This window comes from Sphingobacterium sp. G1-14, assembly GCF_002196555.1.
GTDB classification, from domain to species: Bacteria; Bacteroidota; Bacteroidia; order Sphingobacteriales; family Sphingobacteriaceae; genus Sphingobacterium; species Sphingobacterium siyangense.
On sequence record NZ_CP021381.1, the window covers coordinates 3,085,152 to 3,106,361 of the forward strand.

General features: G+C 38.5%; 21 protein-coding genes. 7 read left to right on the forward strand and 14 right to left on the reverse strand.

The genetic code is table 11. The features are described from left to right. Positions 1 to 5: 5 nt before the first annotated feature. From CBM24_RS12965 to CBM24_RS12985, 5 genes are all read right to left on the reverse strand, one after another. Positions 6 to 1,193: a THUMP-like domain-containing protein gene (locus CBM24_RS12965; RefSeq protein WP_088161546.1), complete on the reverse strand. Its 1,188-nt coding sequence runs from the start codon at positions 1,191 to 1,193 to the stop codon at positions 6 to 8. After that, positions 1,194 to 2,456 carry an aspartate kinase gene (locus CBM24_RS12970; protein ID WP_088161547.1) on the reverse strand — a complete coding sequence of 421 codons (1,263 nt, stop codon included), beginning with the start codon at positions 2,454 to 2,456 and terminating at the stop codon, positions 1,194 to 1,196. Between the two features lie 23 nt (positions 2,457 to 2,479). Beyond that, positions 2,480 to 3,229 (reverse strand): DUF3298 and DUF4163 domain-containing protein, encoded by a 750-nt coding sequence (locus tag CBM24_RS12975; protein WP_183044003.1) that lies wholly within the window; start codon positions 3,227 to 3,229, stop codon positions 2,480 to 2,482. A 63-nt stretch (positions 3,230 to 3,292) separates the two neighbouring features. Next, the gene (locus CBM24_RS12980) at positions 3,293 to 3,745 is read right to left on the reverse strand and encodes a GNAT family N-acetyltransferase (protein WP_088161549.1); all 453 of its coding nucleotides are present in this window, start codon (positions 3,743 to 3,745) and stop codon (positions 3,293 to 3,295) included. Continuing rightward, positions 3,738 to 4,430 carry a YggS family pyridoxal phosphate-dependent enzyme gene (locus CBM24_RS12985; RefSeq protein WP_088161550.1) on the reverse strand — a complete coding sequence of 231 codons (693 nt, stop codon included), beginning with the start codon at positions 4,428 to 4,430 and terminating at the stop codon, positions 3,738 to 3,740. Before CBM24_RS12985 ends, CBM24_RS12980 begins: the two co-directional genes overlap by 8 nt. 73 nt (positions 4,431 to 4,503) lie before the next feature. On the opposite strand from CBM24_RS12985, the gene CBM24_RS12990 reads away from it, so the two are divergent. The 3 genes from CBM24_RS12990 to CBM24_RS13000 all read left to right on the forward strand — a co-directional run bounded on the left by CBM24_RS12990 (position 4,504) and on the right by CBM24_RS13000 (position 8,385). After that, a complete protein-coding gene (locus CBM24_RS12990) occupies positions 4,504 to 5,274 on the forward strand; it encodes a DUF4296 domain-containing protein (protein WP_088161551.1) in 771 nt (256 codons plus the stop codon). 21 nt (positions 5,275 to 5,295) lie between these two features. Further along, on the forward strand, positions 5,296 to 7,665 hold the full coding sequence (locus tag CBM24_RS12995) for an endonuclease MutS2 (RefSeq protein ID WP_088161552.1): 2,370 nt from the start codon (positions 5,296 to 5,298) through the stop codon (positions 7,663 to 7,665). A 63-nt stretch (positions 7,666 to 7,728) separates the two neighbouring features. Then, positions 7,729 to 8,385 (forward strand): MgtC/SapB family protein, encoded by a 657-nt coding sequence (locus CBM24_RS13000; RefSeq protein ID WP_075994794.1) that lies wholly within the window; start codon positions 7,729 to 7,731, stop codon positions 8,383 to 8,385. A gap of 28 nt (positions 8,386 to 8,413) precedes the next feature. Here the strand turns inward: CBM24_RS13000 and CBM24_RS13005 are convergent, their stop codons facing one another. The 9 genes from CBM24_RS13005 to CBM24_RS13045 form a co-directional block, all read right to left on the reverse strand. Next, positions 8,414 to 8,779: a hypothetical protein gene (locus CBM24_RS13005; RefSeq protein ID WP_232475781.1), complete on the reverse strand. Its 366-nt coding sequence runs from the start codon at positions 8,777 to 8,779 to the stop codon at positions 8,414 to 8,416. Then, positions 8,757 to 9,002, reverse strand: a complete 246-nt coding sequence (locus CBM24_RS13010) for a hypothetical protein (RefSeq protein WP_075992612.1) — start codon at positions 9,000 to 9,002, stop codon at positions 8,757 to 8,759. The genes CBM24_RS13005 and CBM24_RS13010 overlap by 23 nt, the downstream gene beginning before the upstream one ends. A gap of 102 nt (positions 9,003 to 9,104) precedes the next feature. After that, complete coding sequence (gene gdhA / locus CBM24_RS13015; RefSeq protein WP_075992613.1) at positions 9,105 to 10,436, reverse strand: NADP-specific glutamate dehydrogenase; 1,332 nt, start codon at positions 10,434 to 10,436, stop codon at positions 9,105 to 9,107. A 580-nt stretch (positions 10,437 to 11,016) separates the two neighbouring features. After that, positions 11,017 to 12,261, reverse strand: a complete 1,245-nt coding sequence (locus CBM24_RS13020; protein ID WP_088161553.1) for a sulfate adenylyltransferase subunit 1 — start codon at positions 12,259 to 12,261, stop codon at positions 11,017 to 11,019. A gap of 29 nt (positions 12,262 to 12,290) precedes the next feature. Next, on the reverse strand, positions 12,291 to 13,181 hold the full coding sequence (cysD, locus tag CBM24_RS13025) for a sulfate adenylyltransferase subunit CysD (RefSeq protein ID WP_088161554.1): 891 nt from the start codon (positions 13,179 to 13,181) through the stop codon (positions 12,291 to 12,293). Between the two features lie 53 nt (positions 13,182 to 13,234). Then, positions 13,235 to 13,936 (reverse strand): phosphoadenylyl-sulfate reductase, encoded by a 702-nt coding sequence (locus tag CBM24_RS13030; RefSeq protein ID WP_088161555.1) that lies wholly within the window; start codon positions 13,934 to 13,936, stop codon positions 13,235 to 13,237. Then, on the reverse strand, positions 13,926 to 14,504 hold the full coding sequence (locus tag CBM24_RS13035; protein WP_088161556.1) for a bifunctional precorrin-2 dehydrogenase/sirohydrochlorin ferrochelatase: 579 nt from the start codon (positions 14,502 to 14,504) through the stop codon (positions 13,926 to 13,928). Before CBM24_RS13035 ends, CBM24_RS13030 begins: the two co-directional genes overlap by 11 nt. Before the next feature lie 2 nt (positions 14,505 to 14,506). Continuing rightward, positions 14,507 to 15,265: a uroporphyrinogen-III C-methyltransferase gene (gene cobA / locus CBM24_RS13040; RefSeq protein ID WP_088161557.1), complete on the reverse strand. Its 759-nt coding sequence runs from the start codon at positions 15,263 to 15,265 to the stop codon at positions 14,507 to 14,509. Between the two features lie 12 nt (positions 15,266 to 15,277). Beyond that, positions 15,278 to 17,383, reverse strand: a complete 2,106-nt coding sequence (locus CBM24_RS13045; protein WP_088161558.1) for a HEPN domain-containing protein — start codon at positions 17,381 to 17,383, stop codon at positions 15,278 to 15,280. Between the two features lie 199 nt (positions 17,384 to 17,582). Between CBM24_RS13045 and CBM24_RS13050 the strand changes: the two genes are divergently transcribed. From CBM24_RS13050 to CBM24_RS13065, 4 genes are read left to right on the forward strand one after another with little or no spacing between them, the layout of a single operon-like run. Then, entirely contained in the window at positions 17,583 to 18,500 is a 918-nt protein-coding gene (locus tag CBM24_RS13050) for a PstS family phosphate ABC transporter substrate-binding protein (RefSeq protein WP_232475782.1), read from the forward strand. A gap of 1 nt (position 18,501) precedes the next feature. After that, positions 18,502 to 19,398: a phosphate ABC transporter permease subunit PstC gene (gene pstC, locus CBM24_RS13055; RefSeq protein ID WP_075992619.1), complete on the forward strand. Its 897-nt coding sequence runs from the start codon at positions 18,502 to 18,504 to the stop codon at positions 19,396 to 19,398. After that, on the forward strand, positions 19,391 to 20,242 hold the full coding sequence (locus CBM24_RS13060; RefSeq protein WP_075992620.1) for a PstA family ABC transporter permease: 852 nt from the start codon (positions 19,391 to 19,393) through the stop codon (positions 20,240 to 20,242). Before pstC ends, CBM24_RS13060 begins: the two co-directional genes overlap by 8 nt. Next, positions 20,200 to 21,009, forward strand: a complete 810-nt coding sequence (locus CBM24_RS13065; protein ID WP_075992621.1) for a phosphate ABC transporter ATP-binding protein — start codon at positions 20,200 to 20,202, stop codon at positions 21,007 to 21,009. Before CBM24_RS13060 ends, CBM24_RS13065 begins: the two co-directional genes overlap by 43 nt. Positions 21,010 to 21,210: the final 201 nt, after the last annotated feature.

Sequence of the window (21,210 nt, forward strand, 5' to 3'; positions counted from 1 at the left end):
AATGTCTATTCTAGTATTCGCTGTGTATGTATGACACTAAATTGATCATTTAGGGTTGTCGTAAAAAAAGAAAAGGAGTTCCCAACGTCCTTGATTTTAAATTTCTTTTTGATTTCTTCTGTTTTGAGCGGGAAATTTTTGGCAATGATCCCAGATTGCAATGATTTCTTGTTTTTCTTGAAATCAGAAAAGGATTCTACCTGTTTTACGATAAATGTTTTGCCAGGAAAGTTTTCGATCTTTTGATCGGAAGTGTAGAGATGCGTGTTTTTGTGAAGTTTTTTGATGTTAAATAATTGGCCAACCGTTTTAAAGGCCCCGGCTTTGGAGAGAGCAACATCTGGTTCATATAAATAGGATAGTGGTTCGCTATATTCATTTACGAGCGCGCGCTCACTTTCATAGGTGAAGGAGATAACTTGTTGCTGTCCGTGATATAATCTGACGGCATGAACGACGGCGTCACCTTCATAATCTTTTTCTTGAACGAAAATAAGCTCTTTGCAGTCATTCTGTGAGGATACAACATAAACATCTTTTACATGTCTCAGCTGTTGTATGGCAGAAGAGATATCCAATAATGGTGCAAGTTTGCTGATGATGGTGTTGCTGCGCCGAAAAAAGTCATCCTGCAATTGCACTAAGTTAGGTTCACATTCATCCAATAAAAAGACCTTTTTGTTTTGAACTCTTCTCGAAGGATCTAAATAGATGTAATCAAATTGTTTGATTGGATCATTGAGAATGTAATCGACACCGTTAGCGGCAATGATCTGAAGGTTATCTGCTTTCAATACAGCGGCATTATGTTTTGTGATCTCAGCCAAATCAGGATTTAGTTCGCAAGACGTAACCTGTGCAGCCTGTTTTGAGAAGTAAAAGCTATCTACCCCAAAGCCACTGGTTGCATCAATCAAGCGTGTACCTTTTTTAATCAGTGAACTTTTGAATACTGCCGTTGTTTCCGAAGAACATTGCTCCAAGTTAAGCTTGGCAGGAAAATAGATCCCTGGCGTTTCGGTCCATAAGGGAATTTTTGCGCTAGCCCGTTGTCTTCCGTCAAGTTGTGCGGCAAGCTCGGAAGACAATATTCCTTCAAAAGGAGATTTTTTTAATGCAATTTTAGTAGGTGACTCAAGTGCGTTTCTGTCTAAAAACCGTTGAATCTCCTCTTGAAGGATCAATGTATTCATTTATATTTTCTTTACGAGAAGCTGACAGGTATATGTATCCTTTAATTCACTAATAACTTGCTTATCAACCAAAACGCGATCAATTGTTTCTTGATTGTAATAACGAATTGTAATAAGTTCGAGTCCGGATTCATATTTGACTTTGAACCTTTGCTCCAGCTCATTGATTAAGTCCACCAGATTTTTTCCTGTGTCATCTACTGCAACGGTGAAATTGATAGCTGTGTTGTGCATCATATTGATTTTGATACGATGCTCGTAGAATAGATTAAAGATATCTCTTAAATTATCTTCCACGATAAAAGAAAAGTCCCTTGGAGAGATTGAAATAAAAATTTGATTTACCTTGAATATGAAAGAAGGGACAGGTAATGTTTGATTCGTACTTTTTATCATAGTACCTGGAGAATCGGGGTCGACAAAGGAACGTACGTTCAATGCGATTTTCTTATTCTGTAATGGTTTGATGGTTTTAGGGTGAATGACCGTGGCACCATAATAAGTGAGTTCGATGGCATCCGTATAGGATAACTCGGGAATTAGCTCGGTTTTCTCAAACCATTTTGGATCGGCATTAAGTACACCAGGAACATCCTTCCAAATCGTTACATTTTCAGCATTCAAACAAGAAGCAAAGATTGCAGCCGAATAATCGGAGCCTTCACGACCCAAAGTAGTTGTGAAATTTTCAGAGGTAGAGCCCAAAAAACCTTGCGTAATCACGATATATTCGTCAAGTATTGCAGGCAGCTCCGTACGAATTTTTTCTTCAGTTTTATTCCAGTCTACAACTGCTTCGCGATACGTATTGTCTGTGAATATATAATCACGCGCATCGAGCCACTTTACCTTTTCACCAATAAAAGAAACATAAGCTGCCACAATCTTCGTCGAGATAAGTTCACCCATCGATACAATTTGATCGAAAAGATAGTCATATGAATCTTGAGGTTCCTCCTCTAAAATCCACTCGATCTCCACAAAGCAGTTAGAAACCTCATCAAATATAGGGTGTTCAGCGTCAGGAAATAATTCTCGAAGAATATGAAAGTGAAATTCTTTGGCCTCTTCCAATGTCTGAAATTGATTGCCAGTATTGTTAAAATATTCTTTGGTCAATTTTTCTAGAAGGTTTGTTGTCTTTCCCATCGCTGATATGACAACTAACAAGGCTTCGCCCTTGTATTTTGAAATAATCCGCGCTGAATTTCTGACACTTTCTGCATCCTTTACTGATGCGCCCCCAAATTTAAAAACCTGCATTTATTTATTAGTTTAGTTGATTGCTAATTGATACTATTGATATAATGTAATCCTTTGTCAGAAATCAGATGTTTGAATGTCGTGTAGGGAATACGTAATTCTGTATTTCCCTCTGCATAGGATTTGATCTCATACACGTTATAATAAAATAGAATATCGTCCTTTTCAAACGTAAAATTATCTGCGAGCGAAAACCTACCATCTTCAAAAAAATACTTTCCACTTAAAGAATCGTCCGTACTTAAGCCTTCTTGTTTGCGGAAATATTGCTCAGCGATTTTGACAAATTTATCTTTATTCTCTTTTTGAATAATGTCATCAATCATAATCTGTTTGTTTGACTGTCTATCGAAGTTTGAATAAAGGGTGAAGTGATCACCATGTGCACCGCCCGTGTATTCGTCCTGCTTTGTTCTTAGTCCCAGAAACACAGGAGTATTGGCGATCACATCGACCTGTAGATCCCGGTTCCAGGTTGCAGTGGATTTGCCGTTATTATCCTCCACATATTCATTGTAAGAATTAATAAATCGATGGGCGGCCTCCTGCATACTTGTATCGCCTTCGAGATGAACAATATTGGTGATAAGTTCATTAATTTTATCTTCTTGAAAAACAGGATATTTTGCGCGAAAATACGTTGTATCCAATCGATCATCTTCTTTAAGAAAATAATTGCTATGCTCATCTATGCTTTTTTGACTATAGGAGAGTGTGTCCGTGAGCTGTGCCGCTATAGCGGCCTTTTTGTGGTCATCGCAAGCAGATAGCAAACAGCTGATAACTAATACTATTAAAGAAAAGTAAAATCGCATTGAATAGATTATCTCCGTTATTTAATAAGTGATTGACACATTGATCCATTCGGCATCAAAGTTTGCTTTATATTTTTCATAAAACTTTATAGCGGGTTCATTCCAATCGAGGACTTGCCATACCATGCCATGGAATCCACATTGTTTGCCGTAAGCTAAAGTTTTATCAAAAAGCAGTTTTCCTATCCCTAAACCTCGCATGCTTTCGGTGACAATCAGATCCTCCAAATAGAGTCTTCTGCCTTTCCACGTTGAATATCGGACATAATATAATGAAATTCCGACAATTTCGCCATCCACTTCAGCAACGAATGCGCCCCAAACGGGATTCTTTCCAAAGCCTGCATCTTTAAATTCTTCAAGTGATACTGTGACTTCGTCTGGTGCTTTTTCAAAAATAGCCAATTCTTTAATCAGCTCGAGCATTTGTGGGCAATCATTGTCGATAGCCTCTCGTATGGTTGCTTTAATCATTGTTTTTGAAGTGCTTAATTACTCTTTTACCAAATATTGTGCTTCCGATGCGTACCATTGTTGAACCTTCTTCAATCGCCAGCTTATAGTCTGAAGACATCCCCATGGAGAGAATATTGAAATACTCTTCCTTCCGGTAAAAACTTGTCTTAATTCCATCGAATAACATTTTTAACTCATAGAATTCAGCTTTAATGACTTTTTCTTTATCCGTATTGGATGCTATGCCCATTAAGCCGCAAATTCGAATATTTTTTAATTCGAGAAACTCGTCGTCGCGAAGAAGCTCCACTAGCTCAGCATGGTCGAAACCAAATTTTGTTTCTTCTTCTGCAATATATACTTGCAACAAACAGTCGATTGTACGCTTCGCTTTCTGAGCATGTTTGTTAATCTCTTTTAATAATTTTAATGAATCAACTGACGCAATTAAGCTGATGAATGGTGTAATATATTTAACCTTATTTGTTTGAAGGTGGCCAATCATATGCCACTGAATATCTTTAGGTAAAAGCGCTGCTTTCTCTACTAATTCTTGAACATGATTCTCACCAAAGATACGTTGTCCTGCCTCATAGGCTTCCATAATGTCCGAATTGGATTTTGTTTTTGAAACTGCTACAAGTTGTACCCCAACAGCCTCGGTTTCCAATCTTAACGTTTCTAAATTACTAGCAATACTCATTTCCGATATAGTTTTGATGATGTAAAAAGTGCCAAATGTCGGTGCTTTTTGTAAATTTGTACAAAACTACGAAATGCTACGATTAATACTGAATCTACTTGCAGTGATTTTTTTATTTGGTTCTTGTGTCGGAACTGGGGAGAAAGATATTATCTCTCAAAGTAAGTTTGTGGATGCCTTGACAGAAATTCAGCTGACAGACTCTTATCTTAATATTTTACCCATTGATAGTGCACGTAAAGTGATGTTGCCTTTGTATCAAGTGACCTTTGATAAATATGGATTGGATTCGATTTCTTTTCGAAAGAACTTAGACTATTATGGTAAGGATGCTGAAGTAATGTCTGCGATTTATAAAAAAGTGGAGGATAATTTAACGAAGGAAAATAAGATTTATGCAGATATAGAACGGAAAAAACAAGATTCAATTCGAACGCGTGATTCAATCCAGAATATGCGTCTTCAAGATAGTACCAATCGTGTTATGCGTGCACAACAGGCTTATCAGGAACGAATTGCAGCACTTATCCATTATCTGCCAAATAAGACGAAATTCAACTTTAGGGAAGCTTCTTCCTTGTTTAATACCAGTGTTCAAACAAAGACTGGTATAAGCTTGAATGGCTATCTCATGAACCAGTTGTCGGTCGGTAATTCAAATTTACCAATTGAATCACCTTCTCCACAGAAAGATACAGCTTCCCAACTGAAAACACCTGGTACTTCAGTCAAGGATACTGTTGTGACACAAAAGCATGTGGAGCCACAATTACCAACAAATGAATTGGAAAAAAGACCAATTCTTACGCCGCCGCAGCATATCAAGCCGCCGACGAAACTTTAACCATCAAAGAATATAATTTCTATGGTATATCCAATAAATGCAATTGATAAACTCGGGTTTTCCGAGATAAAAGATAAAATAAAACAAAAATGCCTAAGCGAGTCGGGGCGTGAGTTGGTTGAAAAAATTCAACCTCAAACTCGGTTTGACCAAATCGACCGGTTTCTAAGACAAACCAGCGAGTTTAAGGATCTTCTAATGAATGATGGCGCATTTCCGGTTGAAAATTTCTTTCCGCTTCGATCTATTATTGAGAAAGCTCGGGTAGAGGGGACATTTTTATTCGAGGATGAATTCTTTCGGGTATTATTATCCCTCAAGACTGTCTACGCGATTATTCGTTATTTTAATGAACGGGAGGGACTCTATCCCAATCTAGAGGTATTATTTGAACATTTACCGATCGAGAAGGGAATTATTCGCGATATTGAAATGATCATTGATGAACGTGGAAAGCTTAAAAATAATGCTTCTCGATTATTGTTGGAAATAACCCAACAGATTCAACGAGCGGAACAGGAGGCACTTAAACGTATCAATAGTATCTTTAAGAGCGCACAGGACAGTGGCTGGACAGCGGACGGGAATCTGACGATACGGGATGGAAGGCTCTGTATTCCTATTCTTGCGGAAAATAAAAGAAAGCTCAAAGGTTTGATTCATGATGAATCAGCTACAGGACAAACAGCTTATATAGAACCTGAAGAAGTATTTCAGTTAAATAATAAGATTAGGGATTTAGAGTTTGAACGTAGACGTGAGGTCATCCGTATTTTAGTGGAGCTAACGGACAAGGTCCGACCACATATTCCGCTATTGCTTTCCTATCATAGCCTATTGACCAAAGTAGATTTTGTGCGTGCGAAAGCACTTTTTGCTTTGGATATTGAGGCGGAGATGCCGGAGTTATCGAAGGAGGCCGAGATTAATTTGGTCAATGGTCGACACCCGCTTCTATTGCTGAATCAGCATCATACTGTTGTTCCGTTGAATATTCAAATCGATAATATTCAACGCATTATTGTTGTCTCAGGACCGAATGCAGGAGGGAAATCTGTATGTATGAAAACGGTTGGCCTGTTGCAAATCATGGTGCAATCGGGCTTATTAATACCAGCGGAACCGACAAGTAAAGTCGGTGTTTTTAAGCAAATATTTGCAGATATAGGCGACGATCAATCCATTGAAAGTGATTTAAGTACATACAGCGCGCATCTGTCCAAGATGAAATATTTCACGGAATTTGCAAACGGGCGTACTTTGGTACTGATCGATGAGTTTGGAACGGGTACTGACCCTTTGTTTGGAGGACCTATTGCTGAGGCTGTATTGGAATCACTTAGCAAAAAGCAAATTAGGGGAGTTGTGACAACACACTATTCAAATCTTAAAGTTTTTGCTAGTAACACGACGGGTTTGGAAAATGCTTCAATGTTATTTGACAATCGCGAAATGAAACCGATGTATATCCTTCAAATTGGCAAGCCAGGAAGCTCTTATGCTTTCGAAATCGCGCAGAAAATAGGATTAGGTAAGGATATTCTGGAATCTGCTAAAAGTAAAATTGGTGTTCAGCAGAAGAAAGTAGATACACTATTGATCGATCTTGAACGAGAGAAGAAAGAGGTGTTTGATACAAAAATTGCTATTAATAAGCGCGAGAAGGAACTGGAGTCGATTAAATCGGAGTATTTGGAATTGCAAAGTTATTTGGAAGAAAATAAGCGCGTGATTTTGAAGAAGGCGAAAGAGGAAGCGCAGCAGATTATTAAAAGTTCGAATAAGTTAATCGAAAATACCGTAGCACAGATCAAATCTGCAAAAGCGGATAAAGAGAAAACACGTGAGTTGCGCAGCAATTTGGATCAGGCACTTCAAGCTGTTCTCCCCAAAGAGCAAAAACCAGCAAAGCAAATCGTCAAAGAGAAAACACCTGAATCCACTGTATTAAATATTGGGGATTGGGTGCAGATTATTGATAATGGTGCTGAAGCGCAGATTGTCGAAATTGCAAAGAACAACCTTATTCTTGCCATGGGTGAATTGCGTACTGTTCAAAAGCGAAAGAATGTCGTTAAACTCGAAGGTCGGGAAGGGAAGAAGTCCGCAAAAAGCCTGTCAAAATCACTGTCTTCTGGTAGTGTTGCTGATTTTAAACCAGAACTTGATTTAAGAGGCATGCGCACAGAAGACGCACTGAATGAATTAGAACGTGTTCTGGATCGGGCCGTCATGATAGGTTACCCATCGTTAAAAATTATTCATGGTAAAGGTGATGGTATTTTGCGCAAATTTATTCGCGACTACCTCCGTAAATATAGCCATGTAAGCCGTTTTGAGGACGAGCATCAAGATCGTGGGGGCGATGGTATAACATACGCTTATCTATAGCCTATATTGCATGGAGCTGCGAATGTTTGGAGTTCCATGTTTCATCTTTCTGCAAAGTTTAGTATGGAGAATATTATTAACTTTTTGACTAGTGAGCCTTTGTTAAACGCGATCACTTCAATTCTGTGTGGCAGTTTAATTGGTTTTGAACGTGAGTATAGGAATAAATCTGCTGGATTTCGAACGGTAGTACTTATTTGTTTCGGTTCGGCGATGTTTACTATTGTCTCCTGTTTGTTTATTGGAAATAGTACGGATCGCGTAGCTGCAAATATTGTGACTGGTATAGGCTTTATTGGCGCTGGTGTGATCTTTAAAGGCAAGCTATCGGTCAGTGGTCTCACAACGGCGGCCGTTATTTGGGCGACAGCTGGTATTGGAATGTTTGCCGGATTGGGGCAACTGGTTTATGCCATTTCCTTTGCTGTCTTTATGGTGGTAATACTCGCGCTTTTTCAGCGGATAGAAATTCTTCTGGCTCGTTATTACCTAATCCGTTCTCTACACGTGAAATTTAGTTCCAATGAGTTTTATCACTTACATGAGTTTGAACAATTGGCATTGGATTTTAAGATTAAAGCTACTAGACGTGTTATTGAAAAGATCAATGGTAAGTTGGAGGTAATGTATGATATTTCTGGCAAAATGACCGATCTAGATCGTTTTAACCAACAATTGGCAGGTTCATTAGTTATAGATGAGTTTTACTATAACAAATAAACACATCTATAACTAATTTCAGCATAGCTTAGGTTGTTTCTTTACCTCCAAAAGTAATCAAAACCATGCCTGAAATAATGACAAACATACCCAGTACTTGCTGCCAGCTCAATGAACTTTTAAAATATAGCGCCATCGCCAACTGGACGGTCAAAAACGTACCGCCAGAACATAAGGCAATTACGATGGGTTGAGAGACATTTTTAAATAACTGTACAAGAAACCAACTTGCTGATAAAAGAATAATGTTTCCAATAATTAAAGTTGTCCATTTATACTTCGGATGTACCCCGCCAAGTTTAAATAGGATAGATGAAATAATTTGACAGGCCCAAAATGCCACAAAATAGATATAGTTCAGCATAGATTTTTTATTCGTATCTACTATAAGCATTGTTAAAAGATTGGCGCATCGAAGCGAATTGATTGATCACACTCTTTAGAAATTCTTCGTCGAGTAAATCAAATACCCCATTTACACCGCCAATTATATCCATTTCTGCAATTTTATAGGATTGTTCTAAGTTTCCTTGCTCAAATTTAATAATGAATTTTTGATTCATACCAAAAATTGAAATCTTGCAATCGGGATGGGGGAGTTCAGCTATTAATCTCATGTAAATTTCGTGTTTTTTAAAATTAGCATAAAAATATAAAAAAACGCCCAAATGCAATGCATTTGAGCGCTCAGGATTATGATATGATTAGAAAAAGGCGTGTTATACGATACCTTGTGCTTTCATCGCGTTAGCGACTTTTATGAAACCACCAATATTGGCACCTTTCAAATAATTAACGAATCCACTGTCTTGGCCATATTTCAAACAAGTTTCGTGAATGCTTTCCATAATAATTTTTAAGCGATTGTCAACTTCTTCTGTACACCATTGTGTCCGGATTGAGTTTTGAGACATTTCTAAACCGCTGACAGCAACACCTCCAGCATTCGCGGCTTTACCGGGTGCAAAACTGATTTTTGCGTCTAGAAAAACTTTAATAGCTTCTGCAGTAGAAGGCATATTGGCACCCTCAGCTACGCAGATACAACCATTTGCTACAAGCGCTTTAGCATCCGATTCTTCTAATTCATTTTGTGTTGCACATGGCAATGCGATATCACATTTAAATTGCCAAGGCTTTTGACCAGGTAAGAACTGGGCATTCGGATAACGTGCAGGGTATTGATCGAGGTTTCTTCCCAAGGTAGCCCCAAATGCCATTTTTTCGGCATCAAAACCATCAGGATCATAAAGTGTACCCAAGCTATTTGAAACTGTAATCACTTTGGCACCAAGTTGAACGGCTTTTTCAACAGCGTAAAAGGCTACGTTGCCAGCACCAGATACTGTCGCTACTTGACCTTGTAAAGATTTTCCTTGATATTTAAATATACAGTCAACAAAATATAGAAGCCCATAGCCAGTAGCTTCAGGACGAATATATGATCCACCCCATAATTCACCTTTACCTGTTAGAACACCTGTAAAATTGTTTTGAAGTCGCTTAAATTGACCAAATAGGAAACCTATTTCACGTCCACCAACGCCAATATCTCCTGCAGGAACATCTGTATCTGCACCAATATGACGATAAAGTTCAGTCATAAAGCTTTGACAAAAACGCATAATTTCATTATCTGATTTACCTTTAGGGTCAAAATCAGAGCCTCCTTTACCACCACCAATTGGCAGTCCTGTTAAGCTGTTTTTAAATACTTGCTCAAAAGCGAGGAATTTTAAAATACTTTGATTAACAGAAGGAGCGAAGCGGAGACCGCCTTTATATGGACCGATTGAACTGTTCATTTGAACACGATAACCACGATTTACCTGTACCTGATGGTTATCATCCAACCAGGTTACACGGAAGGATATAATCCGCTCTGGTTCAGTCAGTCTTTCAAGAATCTTTTGGTCGAAAAATTCAGGATGGTTTTCGGTAATATAAGGAAATAAATCCTCGGTAACTTCTTTTACAGCTTGTAAGAATTCTGGTTCATTTGGATTGCGTTTCTCAACGATTGAGATGAACTCGTTAAAATTTTTTGACATGTTTTAATTAGTAAAATTTCCCTTTGGCTGGCACTAATTTATGTATTTTTTAATGAAAAACCAATATTTGTTAATTATTTACAAATATTAATCTGTTTTAATGAAATTTCATATTTTATATTTTTCGTTTAAAATAGACGATTCATTGGTGAAATGTGTGTGTAGTGATAAATTGACTGTATTTTGTTCGATTTTTATTATTGAAAAACGAAAATGATTCTGTTTTGATAAAATAGATTGAAATAGAGCTAATAATTATAAAATATCTAACATCTAACGCTTTTTTATGATTATTTGGCAAATATTTTAGCTTAGTTTTAACTCGGAGGCCTATATCCTTTTTGTATATTAGTTATTTATAATTTATATTATGTTAAATAAAGGTTTTGAATACTCTCCTTTTATATCGATTCAATAGTATTTTTGTAAACCAACAGATTTTAATAATAAGCCGAATACTGGGATGTTGGTTGTAATAATTGTCTCCGCTTTTGTACTACAGCAAATTAAAAGGAACCCAAACATTGTCTGGGTTCCTTGAAAAATATTTAGGTTGAATATTTACGATTAATTGTCTTTGTTAGTCGACAGCTTGAATCATCAATGCGCCGACTGTTAAATTTGTCCGTGGATCAATAACAATGGCTTGAGAATTTGCGGCATTTTCCTGCTGTAAATCAAATACTAGATTCTCAGCAGATTTAATGGCTATTCGACCAATATCATTTAGTTTGATCGGGTCGTGATATATTTTTTCCTGTGTATTGATATCAAATTTATACAACACATCTACGATCTTAACTTTGGTTAATTTACTATGACTTTGGACAAGATACACTTGTGTTGTATCCAAAGGTTTATTGTCGAACCAACATAAATTTGCTTGAATATTACGCTCAAACTTTGGTGGATGTTCTACACTCGCAATGGTATCGCCACGACTAATATCAACATCATCACTGAGGTGTACAATAACAGATTGTCCGTTTTCAGCCCGTTGAAGTTGTTGTCCGTTTAATTCAATCGCTTGAATTGTACTATATGTTTCTGCTGGATAAACAATAACCTGGTCGCCAACTGTTAAGCCCTCTCCTAGTACGCGGCCCGCATAACCTCTATAATCGTGCAAATCATCTGTTTGCGGTCTTACAACCCATTGGACGGGAAACCGCCAGCTGGCTGCTTCCTGTTCGTGAATTTCCACATTTTCTAGGTAATCCAATAAAGATTCGCCTGCATACCAACTCATTCTTTCGGACTTATGGACAATATTGTCTCCTTTTAAGGCTGAAACTGGTATGAAATCAATATCCGTAAGTCCGAGATTGGTCGCTAAAGTTAGATAATCGGTTTTGATCTGTTCGAAAACAGAAGCGCTATAATCGACCATATCCATCTTGTTTATGCAAACCAAAACTTGTTTCATGGCCAATAATTTAGCAATGAAAGAATGGCGTTTTGTTTGCTCTATGACACCTTTACGTGCGTCAACCAAAATGATTATAAGATCCGAATTGGACGCGCCAGTTACCATGTTTCTGGTGTATTGGATATGTCCTGGAGCATCGGCTATAATATATTTTCGGTGTTCGGTCTGAAAATATTTATATGCTACGTCGATTGTTATCCCTTGTTCGCGTTCAGCTTTAAGTCCATCAGTCAATATGGCCAAGTCTACTGTTCCGTCGTCATTTTTACGGTTGGCACGTTGTATAGCTTCCAATTGGTCATCCAAAATGGAGTTTGTATCGTATAGTAATCGGCCAATCAAGGTACTTTTACCATCATCTACAGAACCGGCCGTTATAAATTTCAATATATTCATTGTTGTCAATATCAGGTATTTGATTTGAATTAAAAGTATCCTTGTTTTTTGCGTTCTTCCATAGCTGCTTCCGATACCTTATCGTCCATTCTGGCGCCACGTTCACTTACCGTTGAGGCCTTAATCTCAGCGATAATATCATCTAGCTCTGTTGCCGTTGAATCTACCGCTGCTGTACAAGTCATGTCGCCTACAGTTCTGAAACGTACAGATTTACGTTCTATATTATCCTCTGCATCGATATTTAAGAATGAGGCTGCAGCCATCAATTGCCCATTTCGGGTAATAACCTCCCGTTCATGGCTGAAATAGATAGATGGCAATGCGATCTGTTCGCGTTTAATATAATTCCAAACATCGAGCTCGGTCCAGTTTGAAATGGGAAACACGCGTACATTTTCACCTTTATTTATTTTGCCATTAAAGATGCTCCACAGCTCGGGTCTTTGGCGTTTGGGATCCCATTGTCCAAATTCGTCACGCACTGAGAAGATTCTTTCCTTGGCACGGGCTTTTTCTTCGTCCCTACGTGCGCCACCGATACAAGCGTCAAAACCATGTTTTGAGATTGTATCGAGTAAGGTAACCGTCTGCAAGGCATTTCGACTTGCATTTTTTCCCTTTTGTTCAACAACTTTCCCCTGATCAATGCTGTCTTGAACATAACCAACAATAAGTTTTTCTCCTATATCTTCAATCAGAGAATCCCTGAAAGTGATTGTTTCGGGAAAATTGTGACCAGTGTCAATGTGAACTAATGGGAAAGGAAATTTACCCGGTCTAAATGCTTTTTTTGCCAAGTGAACAAGTGTAATCGAGTCCTTACCACCAGAGAATAATAGCGCTGGTTTTTCAAATTGTCCGGCTACCTCTCTTAAAATATATATTGCTTCCGCTTCTAAATGATCTAAATAGTCCATTCTCTGAAATAATAAAATTTGATTTAATGAATTTGGGTTTCTGCTTCGCTATTTTATGATTTAACACCGTGCAAACCACATTCTTTTTTACTTTGATCTTCCCACCACCATCTACCAGCGCGGAAGTCCTCTCCTTCTTGTACCGCTCTTGTACAAGGTTGACAACCGATACTTGGGAAACCCTTGTCGTGCAGCACATTGTAAGGGATATATTGTTCTTTACAATACTTTTTTACTTCCTCAAAAGTCCAGTCAAATAAAGGATGGATTTTGATGATTTGGTTTGCTTCATCGTATTCGATAAAGTCCATATCGTGGCGATTGATGGATTGATCTGATCGGATGCCCGTTACCCAAATTTTTTTTCCTTTAATCGCACGTTGTAAAGGTTCAATTTTCCTTATCCTACAACATTCCTTCCGATTCTCAACCGACTCATAGAAGGAATTTGGGCCTTTTCTGCTGATAAAATCTTCCAACAATGTTGTATCAGCAGTATAGGTTTTGATGTGCAATTGATAACGCTCCAAGGTACGGCTCCACAGGGAATAGGTTTCTTTGAACAGTCGTCCAGTATCCAGCGTGAATATTTCGATATTGATATTATTTTTACCGATCCATTCCGTGATTACTTGATCCTCAATACCGAAAGAGGTCGAAAAAACTACCTCATTAGGAAATAGTGATGCTATTGTTTGTAAGAGCTCCACTCCTTTTTTTTCGCCAATAATTTCTTTAATTTTCTTAACGTTCATAACGTAATATATTTTTGGTATGCTCGTTCAACTGCTTTACTTTGTATTCGAAATCTCCTCTAAGCTGCTCTCGATAAGTACTCATGAGTGACAGTGTTTCGTCAATTTCCTCAGGTAGCAGGTCATTTAATAGTTCTTTCACCCTTTTGGCAATTGTTGGTGATTTACCATTGGTGGAAATGGCTATTTTCAGGTCGCCTTTTTTTACAATGGATCCCAGATAGAAGTCGCATAAGTCGGGTTTGTCCGCAGCATTAAATAGGATGTTATTTTGCGTTGTTAGATTACGCAACTGCTCGTTAAGCTCTATGTTATTGGTTGCTGCAATGACAAGTTGTTTGTCGGTAAGGTCATCTGGTGTAAATGGGCGAATGTAGAGCTGAATTTGTGCGTAATTTTGCAATAGTTCCTCAAATTCTGGGATGATTTCCCTAGTCACAATGGTGAGTCTTAATTTCTGATCATTGGAAATTAAAGCCTGAAATTTTTCCAATGCAACTTTCCCGCCTCCAACAAGTAAGGTGTCAATTTGATTTAGTTTGACGAATATTGGAAATAGCTGGTTCATATCTATAAAGCTAAAGCTTTTTCTTTAATGTTCTGGAATGAACGATGCTTGGCAACGACCTCGCCGATTACAATAATCGCTGGTACACCGACCCTTTTCTCAGTTGATTCATCAAGAATATTATCGATAGTACCCAGTACAACCTTTTCATTAGGCAATGAACCATTTTGAATCAAGGCTATTGGTAAATTGTGAAGATTTCTTTGACGGTAAATTTCCACGATCTCTGCCAATTTTCCATAGCCCATCAAGACAACGACGGTGGCCTTGGATTCTGCCGCCAGATAAAGATCTGTTGATAGTGAGCCATCCGATTTGGAGCCTGTGATGACCCAAAAGCTCTCACTGATTCCCCGGTAAGTTAATGGAAGTTGTTGTAGTCCGGTAAGCCCAATTGCGGAGGAAATACCCGGTACAACTGCAGTTTCAATACCGTATTGTTGTACGTAATCAATTTCTTCTCCACCACGACCAAAAACAAATGGATCACCACCTTTTAGACGGACCACATGGCCATAGTTTAAGGCATAATCAACCAAAAGGCGATTAATTTCATCCTGTGAAGTAGAGAGTTGTTCTGCTCGTTTTCCAACATATATCTTGATGCATTCAGCCTGTGCGTAATCCAGTAATTCTTCATTCACCAAGGCATCGTATAAAATGACATCTGCTTTTTCTATTGCTTTGATGCCCTTTAGGCTGATCAGATCCGGGTCACCCGGACCTGCTCCTACCAATGTTACTTTTGCTTTTATTGACATACCTATTCCCTCCTATACCAATACTGGTTTTAAATTTTTGCGTTGATAGACTTCATTGATAAACTTCGTTGCTTCCTGAAGATAGTTAATTGCAAAATGCTCCGTTGGTTCATTTTTACTCATCTGTAAGACTAATTCCGGAAACGTTTGGTCAAAATTATATTCACCTGTTTCCACAAAATGCGTTTGGAATTCGTTGATTACGATATTTTGTGTACTTGCGCTAACTCCCTTATCCAATAATAGGGCTTTTGCTGCTTGTACAAAGGCATTATAGGCATGATAAATTGCATCAGAGAATTTAGATTCTTGAAATGTTTCATTTGCCCATTGTAACTTTTCTTCCGCCTCATAGATCAACGTAGCAACCAAGTCAATAACGACACCCGCACACTCGCCAACCCCGATTGCCGTTTGGAACGTTCCTTCATGCCCCCAGTCGACAAATTCGTCTTCAGCAAGATTGGTCAGATCCGATAGCGGTTTTAAAAGATTATAAAAGTAATTCTTACTTTGTCTGTCGTAGTAAGCATGGAAATTTTCATTTGCTTCCGCATTTTTTTTATAATCATTTAGCACCCATTCGACAACATGTAGAACTCTTTTTGTTGGTACTTTGATAATACGCTCTGCAACACGCCCTTCACCATTGCCAATTGTTCCACCGCCAAGCATAACTTGTGCTGCAGGAACCACTTTGCCCTCCGCTTTGACGGAACTGCCATGAAAGCCAATATGTGCCAGACCATGTTGCCCGCAAGAATTCATACAACCAGAAATTTTGATTTTTAAATCACGATTAAAGACAAAATCTTGGTGAAATTCAGCGATATAAGATTCAATAACCCGAGCCATTTCGGTACTGTTTGAGATACCTAGATTGCAGGTGTCCGTACCAGGGCAAGTTGTTACATCTGCTGTACTATCAAAACCGACCTGAGCTAGATCCAAAGATTTAAGTAATTGATAGATATGTGGCAGTGACTTTTCTGTTGCGTATTTTAGCAGTAAGCTTTGGTTTTGCGTGATACGGATATCGTCAGCGACCAAATTGTTCAGACCAGCAACCAACGCGCGAGATTTATCTGTACCAATATCCCCCGTGGATACCCGCACATAAACACCATAATATCCGTCTTGTTTTTGCGCGAATGTATTGGTGCCCTTCCAGACCTGATAGTTTAAATCGCTATCTAGATCAATAGTAGATAGCCGGCTGTCATCTGGTGGCAATGGCTGTTCGATTTTGGTTCGGTCGATCGGATAGCTTTTCACCTTCGTCGCAATTTTTTCGGCTTCAATTAAATTTAGCACTTCTTCCAACCCTAATTTCTGAATAAGGTATTTGAATCGAGCTTTATTGCGGTTATTTCTTTCACCATAACGATCAAAGACACGAAGTGTAGCTTCTATATAAGGGATCAGTTCATCTTCTGGTAGAAACTCACTTGTTACTGATGCTAAGAAAGGCTGAGATCCCAATCCCCCACCCAATAGCACTTTAAAACCCCTCGTTTCCACACCATTGACAACTTTTAGTTTTGGAATAAAACCAAGGTCATGAATATAGGAAAATGCAGTGTCTTCATCACTGGCAGAAAATGACATTTTGAATTTTCTTCCCATTTCCGCACATACTGGATTGCGCAAAAAATATTCAAAAGTTGCCTGAGCATATGGCGAAACATCAAAAGGCTCCTTTGGATCGATTCCTGAACTTGGAGACGCGGTGACATTACGGACTGTATTCCCACAAGCTTCACGTAATGTAATATCGTCTTCAGCTAATTTGGACCAAAGTTCTGGTGTACGGTCAAGACTAACGTAATGAATCTGTATATCTTGACGTGTGGTCAGGTGCAGGTTGCGGCTTGCGTATTCGTCTGATATCGCTGCAATTTTGTTCAATTGCTTAAACGTAACCTTTCCAAATGGAAGTTTTATACGAACCATTTGAACTCCAGGTTGTCTTTGTCCATATACCCCCCTAGCCAAACGCAACGATCTAAATTTCTCGTCGGCAATTTTGCCCTCATGGAACAATCGAATCTTTTTTTCAAGTTCGATAATTTCCTTTTCCACGATTGGGTTTTCTAATTCTGTGCGGAAGCTTTGCATATAACAAATAAAATCTATTGATTTAGTATTCTTTTCTCGAGGTCAAATGTAAAAATATTTTTTTAATATTCTATAATATCTACCAAATTAATATATATTTGCCCTATAAAATTTAATATACAAAACCTGTAGACTTTTAGGTGTAATGATGAGAAAGTGTTTTATAGTTCTGATTTTAAGCTGTGTAATCGTATTTAAAATGACTTCCTGTGCGCCGAAAGTTAAAAATGGTTACAGCAAGGAACATGGTTTTGAAGGGAATATTTCTTTGTCCGGTGCATTTGCCCTTTATCCTTTGGCAGTGGTTTGGAGTGAAGATTTTAAAAAAATACACCCGAATGTTCGCTTCAATATTTCAGCTGGAGGTGCTGGAAAAGGGATTGCAGATGTTCTTACAGGGATGGTTGATATCGGGATGGTGTCGAGAGATCTGCATGAGCAAGAAATAAAAAAAGGAGCTGTTCCGATTATTGTTGCAAAAGATGCTGTTATCTGTACAATTAATCCTGAGAACCCTAATTATCCTGCTATTTTGAAGCGTGGTTTGAGTCGCGAAGAATTGCTGAATATTTTTGTGAATCGAAAGTTTAAGACCTGGAAAGAGATCGATTCTCAGTTTACAGCGGATCCTATCAACGTGTATGTGCGTTCCGATGCCGCTGGAGCAGCTGAAACATGGGCCAAATTTTTTGGTCATAAGCAGGAAGATCTGCAAGGTATTGGCATTTTTGGTGACCCCGGGATTGCCCAAGCTATTAAGGATGATATCAATGGGATTGGATTCAATAACATTAACTACGTTTATAATCTAAAAACTAACAAGGTCTTTGACCGTATTGCTGTTGTTCCTTTGGATCTGAATAAAAATGGACATGTTGAAGATGATGAGCAGTTTTATGGTACACTATCTAATTTGACTGAGGCCGTTGCTACGGGGAAATATCCTGCTCCACCTTCAAGAGAATTAACCTTTGTAACGCGTAATAAAACCGAATCCCTTCTGTTGAAGGAGTTTATTTCTTTTGTGCTCCAGAAACAGGCGCAATCGCAACTCCTTGAAAATGGTTATGTCCCACTAAATGAAACACTGATAAAAGAAGAACTTAATAAGTTATAGCATGCTAAATACTCGTCTCGTTAAAGATACACTGGTCAAGCGATCCACTTTGCTCCTCTTACTGATTTCACTTTCAGTTGTGGTGATTATTGCAGTTGGTTTAACCATAAAATCGATTCCGTTATTTGAATATAGTAATATCTTTCAACTGTTAACCGACAAGGTTTGGTCACCAATGAAAGGGTCGTTTGGCTTTTTGCCTTTTATTGCAGGTACGCTTGCTGTTACCTTGATTTCTCTTGCTATTGCGATTCCGCTTTGTATACTGACTGCTGTTTATTTGACTGAATATGCTTCGGATGCCTTAAAGAATATGATGTTTCCGTTGGTCAATATTTTAGCGGCAATACCACCGGTTCTTTATGGTGTTTGGGGTGTGTTATTTATTGTGCCTTTAATTCAGTTGTATATAGCTCCCGTCTTTGGGGTTGTTACATCGGGTTATTCTGTGCTTGCCGGTGGAATTGTATTAGCGGTGATGATTTTTCCCATTATGATTTCTATTATGGTAGAGGTGCTTCAAACGATACCCTATGAGTTAAAAGCGGCTTCGCTATCCTTGGGTGCGACAAAATGGGACACCATCAAACATGTTATTCTGAAGAAAGCTAGACCTGGGATTGTGGCTGCAATTGTTTTGTCAACATCTAGGGCCTTTGGTGAAACAATTGCGGTATTGATGGTCTGTGGCAATGTTGCAAAAGTACCGACTTCGGTATTTGATGCGGGATATCCAATTCCAGCATTAATAGCCAATAATTTTGGGGAAATGATGTCAATTCCACTCTATGAATCTGCATTAATGTTCTCCGCGTTGCTGCTGTTTGTAATCATATTTGTTTTTAACTTAATATCTCGTCTTATATTGAGACGACTGGAAGGAGCTCAGCATGGATAATACGAAAAGACGGCTATTGAGTGAAAAGGTAGCCAAAGGTTTTATGCATCTCTCTGGGATAACTGTGACTGCTTCCCTATTTTTTATCGTAGGAACTATCTTGTATAAGGGGCTTCCTTATCTCAGTTGGGAGATGGTTAGTCAGTTACCAAAAGGTGGGTTTTATATTGGAAAAGAAGGTGGGATTTTGAATGCGATTTTGGGTTCTCTTTATTTAGCAGGTGTGGCAACAGCCTTGTCTGCAATTATAGGAATTCCGATTTCGTTGTACCTTAATGTTTATTTGGGAACAAAATCAAAAGTGACACAACTTTCTAAACTGTTGTTTGATGTATTGTATGGCGTACCTTCTATCGTGTATGGGGCTGTTGGTTTTGGGATTATGGTTTATTTAGGTATTCGAGCATCACTATTGGGAGGTATCATTACAGTGACACTGCTGACCATTCCAATTGTGGTTCGTACCGTGGATGAATTGATCAAAACCATTCCTGAAGACCTAAAGAATGTCACTCTTTCGCTAGGGACGACACGCTGGGAATTGGCTAAGGTTATGCTAAAGAGCATCCGAACAGGGCTTCTTACTGCGATTTTACTGGCTTTTGGACGTGCTATTGGTGATGTTGCAGGCGTTTTATTGACAACTGGTTTTAGTGATAATCTTCCAAAATATATTGATGAACCGGCAGCAACGTTGCCATTGGCCATATTTTTTCAGTTAAGTAGTCCTATTCCTGAAGTTCAGGGTCGCGCTTATGCTTCAGCTTTAGTTTTAACAATCATTATTTTAATTATTGTAGTATGCACTCATATCCTTCAATCGAAACAAAAAAATCGTCGATAACAGACCCCTTGAGCGATCCACACATTGAAATCAAGGATCTTAATGTCCATATTGACGGCCGACATATACTCAAAAACATTAATCTTGCCCTGCCTAACAATAGTGTAACTTCTATTATTGGTCCTTCGGGTTGTGGAAAGACTACGCTTTTAAAGACGCTTAATAGATTGGTAGATGATACCAAGGGTGTTGAAATAACGGGTTCTGTTCTCGTTAATGGTGAGGATATTTATGGTAGAAATGCTGAGGTAACACATATTCGTAAGAAAATGGGCCTCTTATCCCAAAAGCCCTACCCGTTACCAATGTCGATCTATGATAATGTGGCTTATGGCCCCCGTATACATGGTACACGAAGCAAAAAGGAATTGGATAGAATTGTAGAGACGCAATTGCGAAATGTGGCTCTATGGGACGAAGTTAAGGATCGACTTGGACATTCGGCCAGCGGATTGTCCATTGGTCAGCAACAAAGGCTTTGTCTTGCAAGAGGTTTGGCTGTAGAGCCCGAGATTATCCTTGGGGATGAATCGACCTCTGCATTAGATCCCCTTTCTACTGCTAAAATTGAGGAATTATTAATTGAATTGAAGAAAGATTATACCATTGTATTGGTGACGCATATATTGCGACAGGCGCGACGCGTTTCTGACTATATTTTGTTTGTCTATGGTGGAGAAATTCTTGAGTTTGGACCAACGGAACAAGTTTTATTGAATCCGCAGAATGAAATCACAAAACAGTATGTAAAAGGATTTATTTCCTAAAAGGTTAAGAAACGTCCACGCCGGGTCAAGTTTATTAGAAAGCAAAGAAGATCGGCTGATAAAAAGAAAAGGCCGAAGACTTATTTTGAAGCTAAAAACAATGGTCTAGTTTCTTCTGAGGGTTGTGTTCCCGATAATTGTCTAGACGATAGTTTTGTTGGGATAAACACCAGTAAAATCAGCATGCCGCTGGTATTGTTT